Origin of the sequence: Streptosporangium roseum DSM 43021 (assembly GCF_000024865.1) — a bacterium.
GTDB classification, from domain to species: Bacteria; Actinomycetota; Actinomycetes; order Streptosporangiales; family Streptosporangiaceae; genus Streptosporangium; species Streptosporangium roseum.
The window spans coordinates 1727706-1740294 of sequence record NC_013595.1 but is presented as its reverse complement, the minus strand read 5'-3'; the positions used below and the strand labels follow the sequence as shown (position 1 = coordinate 1740294).

The 12589-nt window shown below is 69.2% G+C and carries 11 protein-coding genes; 7 read left to right on the top strand and 4 right to left on the bottom strand.

Going from position 1 to position 12589, the window contains the following annotated elements; genetic code table 11:
* Positions 1 to 303: 303 nt before the first annotated feature.
* A complete protein-coding gene (gene treS, locus SROS_RS07835; RefSeq protein ID WP_012888366.1) occupies positions 304 to 1992 on the top strand; it encodes a maltose alpha-D-glucosyltransferase in 1689 nt (562 codons plus the stop codon).
* A gap of 94 nt (positions 1993 to 2086) precedes the next feature.
* Here the strand turns inward: treS and SROS_RS07830 are convergent, their stop codons facing one another.
* The 3 genes from SROS_RS07830 to SROS_RS07820 form a co-directional block, all read right to left on the bottom strand.
* Positions 2087 to 4366, bottom strand: coding sequence for an ABC transporter permease (locus SROS_RS07830; RefSeq protein WP_012888365.1), 2280 nt, complete (start codon positions 4364 to 4366; stop codon positions 2087 to 2089).
* A 75-nt stretch (positions 4367 to 4441) separates the two neighbouring features.
* Positions 4442 to 5194: an ABC transporter ATP-binding protein gene (locus SROS_RS07825; RefSeq protein ID WP_012888364.1), complete on the bottom strand. Its 753-nt coding sequence runs from the start codon at positions 5192 to 5194 to the stop codon at positions 4442 to 4444.
* A complete protein-coding gene (locus tag SROS_RS07820; protein WP_012888363.1) occupies positions 5191 to 5697 on the bottom strand; it encodes a PadR family transcriptional regulator in 507 nt (168 codons plus the stop codon). Before SROS_RS07820 ends, SROS_RS07825 begins: the two co-directional genes overlap by 4 nt.
* Positions 5698 to 5829: 132 nt before the next feature.
* Between SROS_RS07820 and SROS_RS07815 the strand changes: the two genes are divergently transcribed.
* The 6 genes from SROS_RS07815 to SROS_RS07790 all read left to right on the top strand — a co-directional run bounded on the left by SROS_RS07815 (position 5830) and on the right by SROS_RS07790 (position 12169).
* Entirely contained in the window at positions 5830 to 7086 is a 1257-nt protein-coding gene (locus SROS_RS07815; RefSeq protein ID WP_012888362.1) for an ABC transporter substrate-binding protein, read from the top strand.
* Between the two features lie 211 nt (positions 7087 to 7297).
* Positions 7298 to 8626: an ABC transporter substrate-binding protein gene (locus tag SROS_RS07810; protein WP_012888361.1), complete on the top strand. Its 1329-nt coding sequence runs from the start codon at positions 7298 to 7300 to the stop codon at positions 8624 to 8626.
* 12 nt (positions 8627 to 8638) lie between these two features.
* Positions 8639 to 10150, top strand: coding sequence for an ABC transporter permease (locus SROS_RS07805; RefSeq protein ID WP_012888360.1), 1512 nt, complete (start codon positions 8639 to 8641; stop codon positions 10148 to 10150).
* A complete protein-coding gene (locus SROS_RS07800; protein ID WP_012888359.1) occupies positions 10147 to 11022 on the top strand; it encodes a carbohydrate ABC transporter permease in 876 nt (291 codons plus the stop codon). The genes SROS_RS07805 and SROS_RS07800 overlap by 4 nt, the downstream gene beginning before the upstream one ends.
* A gap of 78 nt (positions 11023 to 11100) precedes the next feature.
* On the top strand, positions 11101 to 11778 hold the full coding sequence (locus SROS_RS07795; RefSeq protein ID WP_012888358.1) for a uracil-DNA glycosylase: 678 nt from the start codon (positions 11101 to 11103) through the stop codon (positions 11776 to 11778).
* A 37-nt stretch (positions 11779 to 11815) separates the two neighbouring features.
* Positions 11816 to 12169: a hypothetical protein gene (locus SROS_RS07790; RefSeq protein ID WP_012888357.1), complete on the top strand. Its 354-nt coding sequence runs from the start codon at positions 11816 to 11818 to the stop codon at positions 12167 to 12169.
* Positions 12170 to 12171: 2 nt separating this feature from the next.
* Here the strand turns inward: SROS_RS07790 and SROS_RS07785 are convergent, their stop codons facing one another.
* The gene (locus SROS_RS07785; RefSeq protein WP_012888356.1) at positions 12172 to 12573 is read right to left on the bottom strand and encodes a VOC family protein; all 402 of its coding nucleotides are present in this window, start codon (positions 12571 to 12573) and stop codon (positions 12172 to 12174) included.
* Positions 12574 to 12589 lie beyond the last annotated feature (16 nt).

The window sequence follows — 12589 nt, the reverse complement described above, 5'->3', positions numbered from 1 at the left end:
GTGACGCGTTTCACGGAAATGAACAGTATGCGACAGCCCGATTACGGGTGGGCTGCGCGATGCTCGCGAAGATTCCGTGGTGCGGGGACGTGAGGAGATGTTTAGGGGCTCCGACGCGCTCGAACGGCTGGTAGTGTTCGGCCCAGAAAGCGCCACAACGGATGGGACCGAATCACAAATTCGGTCTGTCCGAGGGCATGGAGCACGTGGGGATGACGGCTCCCGCCAGCGCGGTCACCAACATCATCAGCCGGACTATCCGGTGACTTCGTCCTGCCCTTTCTCACCGTGAGCGAGAACACGATGAACCCATCCCCCTACCTGGAGCCTGTTTCCGAAGACTTCGTCTCGGCGGATCCCCAGTGGTATAAGCGGTCGGTTTTCTATGAGGTGCTGGTCCGGGGGTTCAAGGACTCCAACGGGGACGGCACGGGAGACCTGCGCGGCCTGATCGAGAAGCTCGACTACGTCAAGTGGCTCGGGGTGGACTGCCTGTGGCTGCTCCCCCTGTACGAGTCGCCGCTCCGTGACGGCGGCTACGACATCTCCGACTACATGAAGATCCTCCCCGACTTCGGTGACCTCGGCGACTTCATCCAGCTCATCGAGTCGGCCCACGAGCGGGGCCTGCGCATCATCACCGACCTGGTGATGAACCACACCAGCGACAAGCACCCGTGGTTCCAGGCCTCCCGGCACGACCCCGAAGGCCCCTACGGCGACTTCTACGTCTGGTCCGACGAGCCCACCGGCTACCCCGACGCACCGATCATCTTCATCGGCGCCGAGGAGTCGAACTGGACCTACGACCCGGTCCGCAAGCAGTACTACTGGCACCGGTTCTTCCACCACCAGCCCGACCTGAACTACGACAACCCGGCGGTCCAGGAGGCCATGCTGGAGGTCCTGCGGTTCTGGCTGGACCTGGGCATCGACGGTTTCCGCCTGGACGCCGTGCCGTACCTCTTCGAGCGCGAGGGCACCGACTGCTCCGGCCTGCCCGAGACCCACGCGTACCTGAAGAAGGTCCGCGCCGAGGTGGACCGCCTCTACCCCGACCGGGTGCTGCTGGCCGAGGCCAACGGCTGGCCCGAGGACGTGGTGGAGTACTTCGGCGACCCGTCGGTGGGCGGCGACGAGTGCCACATGGCCTTCCACTTCCCCCTCATGCCACGCATCTTCATGGCCGTGCGCCGGGGCAGCCGCGAGCCGATCTCCGAGATCATGTCGCGGACGCCGAAGCTCCCGGACAGCGCCCAGTGGGGCATCTTCCTGCGCAACCACGACGAGCTGACCCTGGAGACGGTCACCGAAGAGGAGCGCGACTACATGCACGCCGAGTACGCCAAGGACCCGCGCATGCGGGCCTACCTTGGCATCCGGCGTCGCCTGGCCCCGCTGCTGGAGAACGACCGGGACCAGATCGAGCTGTTCACCGCGCTGCTGCTGTCCCTGCCCGGCTCGCCGGTCATGTACTACGGCGACGAGATCGGCATGGGCGACAACATCTGGCTGGAGGACCGTGACGCGGTCCGCACCCCGATGCAGTGGAGCCCCGACCGCAACGCGGGCTTCTCCCAGGCCGACCCGGGCCGTCTCTACCTCCCGGCCGTCATGGACCCGATCTACGGCTTCCAGGCGGTCAACGTGGAGGCCCAGCAGAAGAACCCGGCGTCGCTGCTGCACTTCACCAGGAAGATGCTGGAGATCCGGCGCAACCACCCGGTCTTCGGCACGGGCGTCTACAGCGAGCTGTGGTCCGGCAACCCGGCGGTGCTGTCCTTCATCCGTGAGGACGGCGACGACGTGATGCTGTGCGTCAACAACCTGTCGAAGTATCCGCAGCCGGTGGAGCTGGACCTGCGCCGCTTCGAGGGCATGACGCCGGTCGAGGCCCGGGGAGGGGTGCCGTTCCCGCAGATCGGAACCCTGCCCTACCTGCTGACCCTGCCGGGTCACGGCTTCTACTGGTTCTCCATCAACACCCGCTGAGACACTCTCTCAGCCGCCCGGCCCCTTGACGGACGGTGCGGTACGGCCCAGCCGTACCGCACCGTCCGTCGTCGTTCCGGGGCCGTCTCGGCCCCTACCTGACGGCCACCGGGATCTTGGCCCGCACGGCCCTGCGGGCCGGTATCAACGTCACCAGCAGGGCCGCCCCCACCGCGATCAGCACCGCCGACAGCAGCGTCAGGGCCGAGGGGGTGCGGCCGATGCCCGCGCCGACGCCGCTGGTGTGCCCCTGCAGGTCGATCAGGCCGCCGACCAGCGACGCCCCGGCCGCGGTGCCCGCGACCACGCCCAGCACGACGAGCAGCCCGGTGCCGGTGACCAGGGTGGCGGCCACCTGCCCCGGGGTGAGTCCCATGGCCTTGAGCACCGCCAGGTCCAGCGCGTGGTCGCGCAGCCCCAGGGCGCTGGCGGTCAGCAGGTTGGCCAGGCCGATCAGGGCGAGCACGACGACCAGCGCCACGATCAGCACGCGGATGACCTCCAGCCGTTCGGCCGGGTTGACCACCCGCTGCACCTCCAGCCCCTCGTCCGAGGCGGCCAGCAGCCGGGCCCGGACCGCGGCCGGGTCGGCCCCCGGCCTGAGCACCAGGCTGTAGAACTGCGGCGGCACCGCGTCCTTGGCGGCCAGGCTGTCCAGCCCGAGCGAGAGCACCTCGCCGTCCTGGTCGGGCTCCACCACCCGGCCCACGATGTGCACGATCAGCGGCGTGCCGCCGACCGTCATCCGGACCCGGTCGCCGATCTTCACCCCCAGCAGGTCGAGCAGTCCCTGGCCGGCGACGGCCTCGCCCCGGCCGCTGAACATCCGCCCCTCCACCACCGAGAAGGGGTACGGCTGGGCGGCGGTGCCCACGGCACGGGCCAGCACGCTCCTGGTCTGCTCCGGCTCCAGCGCGGCCACCTCGCTGCCCGGGTAGGCGGCCTGCACCTCCGGGTCGGCCTTGACGATCCGCGCGGCGTCCTCGGGGGTGAGCTTGTCCGGGCGGACGGTCAGCGCCGCCGCCTGGCCGACCTGTTCGGGGTGGCGCAGGAAGTCGTCCAGGGTGGCCCAGACGCCCAGGCCGATCGTGATCATCATCATCGGGACGGCGAGGCCGAAGATGCTCAGGAAAGCGGGGACACGTCTGGTGAAGGCGTCACGGGTGCCCAGCACGAGGGCCGGCGGCAGCCGTACGAGAAGGGCGAGCCTGGCGACCCGCGACAGGTGGCCCTTCGGCGGCGCGGCGGGCGCCGCGGGGATCGGCGGGGTGCGGCAGCCTCGCCAGGCCGGCAGGGCCACCGCGATGAGGACCACCGCGGCGGTGCCGCCGACGATCGCCAGCAGCGGGAGCGACGACAGCGGCAGGATCGGCATGCCGTCCAGCGCGAACGAGGCGGCGATCTGGCCGCAGACCAGCCCGGCGGCGATGCCGAGCAGGCCGAGCGCGCCGTGCTCCGCCATGAGCAGGCCGAAGATCTGGCTCCGGGTGTAGCCCAGGGATTTCAGGGTGGCGATGTCGCGCGTCTGGGTGAGCACGCGTCCTCCCACCACGTTGACGATGGCCAGCGCCGCGGCGACCAGCCCGGTGACGCCGAACAGCGCCAGCATCAGGCCGAGCAGCCGGTTGTCCAGCTCCATGGAGGCGCGGACCTCGCGCCAGGTGGACATGCGCTGGATCTTCTCGGCCAGCAGGGTGACCGCGCCGTGCACGACCGGCAGCGTGTCCTCGCCGTCGGCCAGCCGGAGGCCGGTGACCGACTCGCTGCGGCCCAGCGCGGGCTCGACCCTGGCGAGGGTGGTGGTCAGGCTCCAGGCCAGGCCGGGGGTCCACTCGGGGTAGAAGCCCTGGTCGGCGGTTTCCGCCAGGCCGACCACGACCAGCGGGTGGGAGGCGCCGCTGAGCGCGGTGACGGTGAAGGGGCCGCCCACCCGCAGGTCGAGCGCCTCGGCGAAGGACCGCTCGACGACGACGCCGTCGACGTCGCCGGAGCGCAGCCAGCGCCCTTCACGGATAAGCGGCGCGGCCACGGAGGGCGGCTGCGCCTGCATCCCCCGCAGTGCCACGGGTGACTTCCTGCCGTCCATCGCGAGCATCACGGGCGCCGTCCGGTACGGCCCCGCCACCTGGGTCACCCCCTGGAGCCGCGACAGCGCGGTGACGTCCGGGGCGTCCTTGGTGTGGATCCACACGTGCGCGCCCCGGGACTCGGCGAACAGCCCTCGCCACGGGTTGGTGCCGTCCTCCAGCAGCGTCGCCGAGGTGATCAGCGCCGTGACGATGCCCGCCACCGCGAGCACCGTGAGCAGCGCCTGTCCCCGGCGGACTCTCAGGTCGGCCCGGATCCATCTGAGCGAGGCCCTGGTGGTGCTCACGTCCCGGATCCCGGCCCCTGGTCAGGGACCGCCGGGCACGGGCGCGCGGCGGCGGTGGGAGCGGTGCTCATGGCCCTACCCCCTCAGCTCGACGACGTCGCCCGCGGTGGCCCTGGGCCGCCGGCGGGCCGGGCCGACGGTCCCGTCGTCGACGATCTCGCCGTCGAGCAGGGAGACCACGCGGTCGGCCAGGCTGGCCACCCGGGCGTCATGGGTGACCATGATGATGGTCTGGCCGTCACGGTGGACCTCGCTGAGAAGGCGGAGCACGTCACGGGTGTTGCGGCTGTCGAGGTTGCCGGTGGGCTCGTCGGCGAGCAGCAGGCTCGGCCTGTTGGCCAGCGCGCGGGCCAGGGCGACCCGCTGCTGCTCGCCGCCCGCGAGCTGGGAGGGGGCGGAGTCGGCGCGGTCGGCCAGCCCGAGCTCCCCGAGGAGATACTCGCGCCGCTCGCGGGCCTCGCGCGGGGAGGACCCGGCCAGCAGCGCGGGCAGCTCGACGTTGTCGGCCACGGTCATGTTGGCGACCAGGTTGAAGAACTGGAAGACGAAGCCGATCTTCTGCCGGCGCAGCAGCGCCCAGGCGCTCTCGCTCAGCGTGTCGGCCCGCCTGCCGTCCAGCCAGATCTCGCCGCTGGTCCGGGCGTCCAGGCCCCCGATCATGTGCACCAGGGTGGACTTGCCCGACCCTGACGGCCCCATGACCGCGACGAACTGCCCCGCCTCGACCTGAAGGTCCACCCCCCGGACGGCGGGCACGGGGACGCCGCCGTTCTGGTAGATCTTCACGAGGTTGACCGTGCTGACGATGGGGGGTGGGGGTGGGCTCACGACAGGTCCTCCTGACAGCGTTCGAGCCAGTCGAGGTCGGCCTGCAGATGCAGCATGGCCCCCTCTATCAGCAGGAGCGCGACACGATTCCCCTGGTCGGTCCGCTCAGCGAGTTCGTTGAGGTCGCGCATGAGCGCGAGGTAGTGGCGGCGCTGGCGGTTGATCAGCGCCATTCGATCCGCGATGCCGGTCATCGGGGCCAGCACGAGCTTCATGAAGAACTCGTCCCGGACCCGCGGCCCCTCGGTGGGGTCGTCCACCCACACGTCGAGGGCCTCCCGGCCTGCGGCGGTCAGATAGTACACCTTCTTGTTCGGCCGGTTGGACTGCTCGACGTCCACGACGCGCACCAGCCCGTCCTTCTCCAACCGGCTGAGCGTGACGTAGATCTGCCCGATGTTCGGTGACGGGTAGGCACTGCCGAATATCTGTTCCAGCGCCTGTTTCAGCTCATATCCGTGGGCAGGTTCCTTCGCGAGGAGCGCCAGCAGCGACTGCCTCACGCCTCACCTCCTCGGAGTGCTCGTTACGTGAGCGTTATGTGGCTATCCGTTGACGTCCACATTAGCGCTGTGCATAACATGCATGCATCTACCTAACACGTATGTAATCGCTCCGAAACCTGGAGGCAACCGATGCGCCGTCTGCTCCCCGTCGTGCTCGCCGTGCTGGTCACGGCGGGATGCTCGACGGCGGTGGCGCAGAAGACGGAGCGGTTCGGCGGGAGTGGTCCGTTCACCCTGGTGACCGGACGCGACACGACCGGCTATCTGCAACCGCTGCTCGACCGGTGGAACGAGACCCACCCCGGGGAACGCGTGACCCTGCTCGAACTCCCCGAGGCGGCCGACGAGCAGCGCGCGCAGATGGTCGCCAACCTGCAGGCCAAAAGCGACCGCTACGACGTGCTCGGCCTCGACGTGGTCTGGACGGCGGAGTTCGCCGACGCCGGCTGGATCCTGCCGCTCGAGCGCGGCGCGTTCCCGCTGGACCGGTTCCTTCCGCCGGTCGTGGACACGGCGGTCTACCAGGACAAGCTCTGGGCGGTGCCGTACACCAGCAACGCCGGACTGCTCTACTACCGCAAGGACCTGCTCGCCAAGCAGGGCTTCAAGCCGCCCAGGACCTGGGCGGAGCTGCGTGAGCAGGCCCGGACGCTGCACGACAAGTATGACATCGGCGGCTACGCCGGCCAGTTCCTCGCCTACGAGGGGCTGACCGTCAACTTCGCCGAGGCCGTGCAGTCGGCGGGCGGCCAGATCCTCAGCCGGGACGGCACGCAGGTGACCATGGACGTGGCCAGGGCGAAGACCGGTCTGGACTTCCTGACCGGCGGCTTCCGGGAGGGATGGATCCCCCAGGAGTCGCTCTCCTTCAAGGAGGAGGAGTCACGGCTGGCCTTCCAGGAGGGCCGGCTGGCCTTCTCCCGCAACTGGCCACACGCCTACGGCCCGGCCACCACCTCGGCGGTCGGTGACAAGTTCGGCGTGACCCGCCTCCCCGGGCTGAACGGCCCGGGTTCCAGCTCGCTGGGCGGGGTCAACCTCGCGCTCAGCGCATACTCCAAGCGGCAGAAGTCGGCGGTGGAGTTCATCCGCTACTTCACCGGCCTGGAGAACCAGCGGCGGGTGCTCGCCGACGGCTCGTTCCCGCCCGTGTGGGCCGAGCTGTACGACGACCCCGGCCTGATCAAGCGTTTCCCCTACCTGCCGGTCCTCAAGCAGAGCATCCTCTCCGCGCGGCCGCGACCGGCGAGTGCCAACTACAACCAGGTGAGCCTGGTGATCGCCAGTGCGGTCTCCAACGCGCTCACCCCACCCTTCACGGAGGCGGGCGACGACGTCGTCGCCTCCATGAAGGGCCAGCTCAACGAGATCATCCGGGCTCAGTGACCCGGGGGCGATCCCCCCGGGTGAGACCGTCATCCCCATAACCGATCCAGACCGAGGGTCATCCCCGCCCCCGGTCCACCGATCCGGATCGAGGGTCATCCCCACCCTCGATCCAGGTCAAATGTCCCCCCATCCTCAGTCCGTATTGAGCTGTCACCCCCATCCCCCGGCCATATCGGGGAACTCCGACAGCACAGGAGGTTTGTTCAGCATGCGTAAAACCATCGCGACAGTGACGACGGCGGGCCTGGCACTCGCCCTCGCCGCGTGCGGCCAGTCCTCCGAGACCGGCGCCTCCCCCGCCGCGAGCAGCAGCTCCTCCGCCGCCGCCCCGGCCGCCAAGACGCTTGAGGGCGTGACCATCGAGGTCGCCGCCAAGTGGACCGGCGCCGAGCAGACCAACTTCCAGGAAGTGCTCAAGGCGTTCGAGGCCAAGACCGGCGCCAAGGTCACCTACGCCTCCACCGGCGAGGACACCGGCGCCTACCTCGGCCCGCGCATCCAGGGCGGCAACCCGCCGGACATCGCGATCCTCCCCCAGCCGGGCCTGGTCCAGCAGTACGCCGACCAGAAGGCGCTCAAGCCCCTCGCCCCCGAGGTGCTCAAGCAGATCGACGACAACTACACCCCGTACTGGAAGGAGCTCGGCTCCGCCGACGGCCAGGCCTACGGCGTGCTGGTGAAGGCGGCCCACAAGTCGCTCATCTGGTACCGCGACCAGGCCTTCCAGGACGCCGGGGCGCAGCCGCCGACCACCTGGGACGAGCTCGTCAAGACCGCCCAGGCCGTCGCCGACTCCGGCACCCCGCCCTTCTCCCTCTGCGGCGCGTCCGGCTGGACCCTGACCGACCTGTTCGAGAACGTCTACCTGTCCAGCGCGGGCCCGGAGAACTACACCAAGCTCTCCAAGCACGAGATCCCGTGGACCGACGCCAGCGTGACCACCGCGCTGGAGAAGATCGGGCAGCTCGTCGGCAAGAAGGAGTTCCTGCTCGGCGGCTCCTCCGGCGCCCTGCAGACCGACTTCCCGACCTGCGTGACCCAGGTCTACGGCCAGGACAAGTCGGCGATGGTCATCGAGGCGGACTTCGTGGCCACCACCGCCGAGGAGTCCGGCGCGAAGCTCGGCGAGGAGGCCAAGTACTTCGCGTTCCCGAAGGCCGGCGACACCGAGCCGGTCGTGCTGGGCGGCGACATCGCGGTGGTGCTGAAGGAATCCAAGGGCGCGATGGCGCTGCTGGAGTTCCTCGCCTCCAAGGAGGGCGGCGAGATCTGGGCGAAGCTCCCGGGCTACCTGTCCCCCAACCGCAACGTCTCTCCGGACAACTACCCGGCCGAGCTGACCAAGAAGCTCGCCCAGACGATCATCTCCGCCGGTGACGCCGTCCGCTACGACATGTCCGACCTGGCGCCCAGCGCCTTCGGCGGCACCGACGGCAAGGGTCAGTGGAAGCTCCTGCAGGACTTCGTCCGCGACCCGTCCAAGATCAAGGACATCCAGTCCAAGCTTGAGGACGAGGCCAAGAAGGCCTGGAAGTAAAGGGGAGAGGCCGTGACCAACCGGTTAGACGGCCCGCAGGATCCGCGTGGCGGCGACGACGCCGCCCGCGGCTCCTCCTCCGGACCGAACGAAACCCATGGGACCTCCCTCGACCTGAGCGACGGACCCCCACCCCCGGCTGACGCGGACGCGGAGCCGGGGAAGACCTCCCCCGCGGAGAGCGCCACCGCCACCGCCACCGCCCGCCCCGCGCCGAAGGCGGTGCAGGCCGGCCCCTCCAAGCTGGGGCCGCCGCCCAGCATGGCGATCTGGTTCCTGCTGCCGGGAGCCCTCCTGCTCGGTGCGATGGTGATCTACCCGATCATCTACTCGATCTTCCGCAGCCTCTACGACGGCACCGGCGACACCTTCGTCGGCGTGGACAACTACGCGGCGATCTTCAGTGACTCCTCCACCCTGACCACGATCAGGAACAACCTGATCTGGGTCGTGGTGGCTCCCGCCCTGGTCACCGCGGTCGGCCTGATCTTCGCGGTGCTGACCGAGCGGATCCGCTGGGCCACCGCGTTCAAGCTGATCGTGTTCATGCCGATGGCCGTCTCCCTGATGGCCTCCGGCGTCATCTTCCGCCTGGTCTACGAGCAGGCACCGGACCGGGGCGTGGCCAACGCCGTGATCAGTTCGGTGGACGGTCTCTTCGGCTCCAACCAGGGCTACCCGGACGCGCGCCCCAGGGAGAACGACCAGGCGCCGGTGGCCGCCCAGCAGGGCGCGGTGGTGACCAAGCAGCCCGCCAAACCCGGGCAGGCCGTGCTCATCCCGCTGGTGGGCGTGAAGCCCGACACCCTGGCCTCGGCCTCGGCGGCGAAGGCCGTCCAGCCGGGTCCGGGCGAACTCGCCGGAACCGTGTGGGTGGACTTCACCCAGGGCGGCGGCGGTGCGCTCAACCAGGTGGACGGCACCGAGAAGGCCCTGGCCGGAGTGACGGTCGAGGCGGTGCAGAACGGCGCCGTCAAGGCCACCTCCACCACCGAGGCCGACGGGACCTTCCGTTTCGCCGGGCTCGCTCCGGGCGACTACACGGTACGGCTGCCGCAGTCGAACTTCGAGGCGGGCTTCACCGGCGTCTCCTGGCTGGGCCCGACGCTGATCACCCCGGCGATCATCGGTGCGTTCATCTGGGTGTGGGCCGGGTTCTCCATGGTCCTGATCGCGGCGGGGCTCGCGGCCATCCCGCGGGACGCGCTGGAGGCGGCCCGCATCGACGGCGCCACCGAGTGGCAGGTGTTCCGCAAGATCACCATCCCGCTGCTCTCCCCGGTGCTGCTCGTCGTGTTCGTCACGATGATCATCAATACCCTGAAGGTCTTCGATCTAGTCTTCGTCATCGCGCCGGGATCGGTGCAGCCGCAGGCCAACGTGATCGCGCTGGAGATGTGGCGGGTCTCCTTCGGCGGCGGCGGCAACCAGGGACTGGGCAGCGCGCTGGCCATCTTCCTGCTGATCCTCGTCCTGCCCTTCATGATTATCAACATCCGCCGGTTCAGGAGGGACAACCAGTGACAACCTCCACTCTCGGCGCCCCGCCCCGGAGTACCCTCGGCCGGATCGTGGACCGGGTCGGCGGCGGCCTGGTCCAGGCGGCGCTGGTGCTGATCGGCGTGTTCTGGCTGGTCCCCACCCTCGGGCTGTTCGTGGTCTCGATCCGCGAGGAGACGGCCAACAACTCCACCGGCTGGTGGACGGCGTTCACCAAACCGGCCGAGCTGACCCTCAGGAGCTACTCCGACCTGCTGGCCACCGGGTTCACCTCGTCGTTCTGGAACACCGTGTTCATCACGGTGCCCACGACCCTCCTGGTGATCGGCATCGCGGCCATGGCGGCCTACGCGTTCGCCTGGATGGAGTTCCCGGGCCGGGACGGGCTGTTCCTGGTGGTGGTCGGCCTGCTGGTCGTGCCGATCCAGATCGCGCTGATCCCGATCGCCAAGCTCTACGGCACCCTCGGGATCTTCGGCTCCATCGCCGGCGTGGTGCTCTTCCACGTCGCCTTCGGCCTCCCCTTCGCCATCTTCCTGCTCCGCAACTTCTTCGCGGGCATCCCACGCTCGCTGCTGGAGGCGGCGCGGATGGACGGCGCGGGTGAGTGGAAGATCTTCTCGACCGTGGTGTTCCCGCTGGCCAAGCCCGCGGTCGCCTCGCTCGGCATCTTCCAGTTCCTCTGGGTCTGGAACGACCTGCTCGTCGCCCTGGTCTTCGCCGACTCCGGAAACCAGCCGATGACCAAGGCCCTGCAGTCCCAGATGCGGCAGTTCGGCACCAACGTCGACATCCTGGCGCCGGGTGCCTTCCTGTCCCTGATCATCCCGCTGGCGCTGTTCTTCGCCTTCCAGCGGTACTTCGTGCAGGGCATGATGGCCGGCTCGGTGAAATAAAGGGGCAGGTCCGGTACGGCTTGCCCAGATTTCGAGTGCAAGCCGTACCGGACCTCAAACATCGATAGGGTTTTCGGCATGTCCGCACGTCCTTTGAATGAAGTCGTGGAAGCCGGGTGGGCCACGGCCCTGGAACCCGTCGCCGAGAAGATCGCCGCCATGGGCGACTTCCTCCGGAAGGAGGTCGCCGAAGGCCGGCAGTACCTCCCTTCGGGACCAAATGTGCTCCGCGCCTTCCAGCAGCCCTTTGACCAGGTCAAGGTGCTGATCGTCGGCCAGGATCCCTATCCCACGCCGGGCCACCCGATCGGCCTGAGCTTCTCGGTGGCCGCCGACGTCCGGCCCATCCCGGGGAGCCTGCGCAACATCTACAAGGAGCTCACCGAGGACCTCGGGCTGCCCATGCCGAGCAACGGCGACCTGACCCCCTGGGCCGAGCACGGCGTGCTGCTGCTCAACAGGGTGCTCACCGTCGTGCCGGGCAAGCCCGCCTCGCACCGGGGCAAGGGCTGGGAGGAGGTCACCGAGCAGGCCATCAAGGCGCTCGCCGCGCGCGACAAGCCGCTGGTCGCGATCCTGTGGGGCCGCGACGCCCGCAACCTGCGCCCGATGCTCGGCGACGTCCCGGCCATCGAGTCGGCCCACCCGAGCCCCCTGTCGGCCCGGAGCGGGTTCTTCGGCTCGCGCCCGTTCAGCCGGGCCAACGAGCTCCTCGAGCAGCAGGGCACGACGCCGGTGGAGTGGAAGCTCCCCTAGTCCGATCTCACCTCCCAAGGGCACTAGGATTTCCACCATGAGTGATGAATCGGGCACTGAACGCTATCTGCGTCTGACGGTTGAGCTGACTGTGGAGGTGCAGGACATCGGCGCACTCCAGGCCGCCGCACTGAAGGAGATCAACCACCCGGACGCCGACCTGGACGACGACGAGCGCAGGGAGCAGGCGGAGATGGTCTCCGCCGACGACAGCGGCGCCACGGCGCTGCAGTGGCTCATCGAGCCGGACCACGTCCTGGGGCTGATCGAGCATGTCGAGCAGATCGAGCCCCGCGAGGCCGTGCTGGGCGTGGAGCCCTCCGAGGGCCCCTCGGACGAGGAAGACGAGCACGACCACGACCACGAGCACGGCCACGACCACAAGCACTGAGGTCAGTCGTTGACGACGAAGCCGTCCCCGAAGGCCCAGAGTTGACCTTCCAGGTCGAAGGCCAGGTAGACCCTGGTGCCCTCGGGGGTGGCCTCGATGTCCAGCACGATCTCCGCGCCCATTGCGCTGGCCTGCTCGTAGTGGGCCTCCAGATCCTCCACCACGACGAACACCCCCTGGCTGACCGCCGGTAGGTCCAGAGCGCTGCGCAGGTACGGCTCGCTGTCGCGGACCGAGGCCAGCATGACCACGGCGTCGCCCAGCGCGAGCCGGGCGTATCCGACGCCGCCTTTCCCGCCGGGGAGCGTGAGCACCGGCCGGAAGCCGAAGACCTTGCCCAGCCACTCGATGGCGGCCGGGGCATCCTGGTATCGAAGGAACGGAACCACAAGGGGCGTGGACATGCTGCCCTCCATCGAG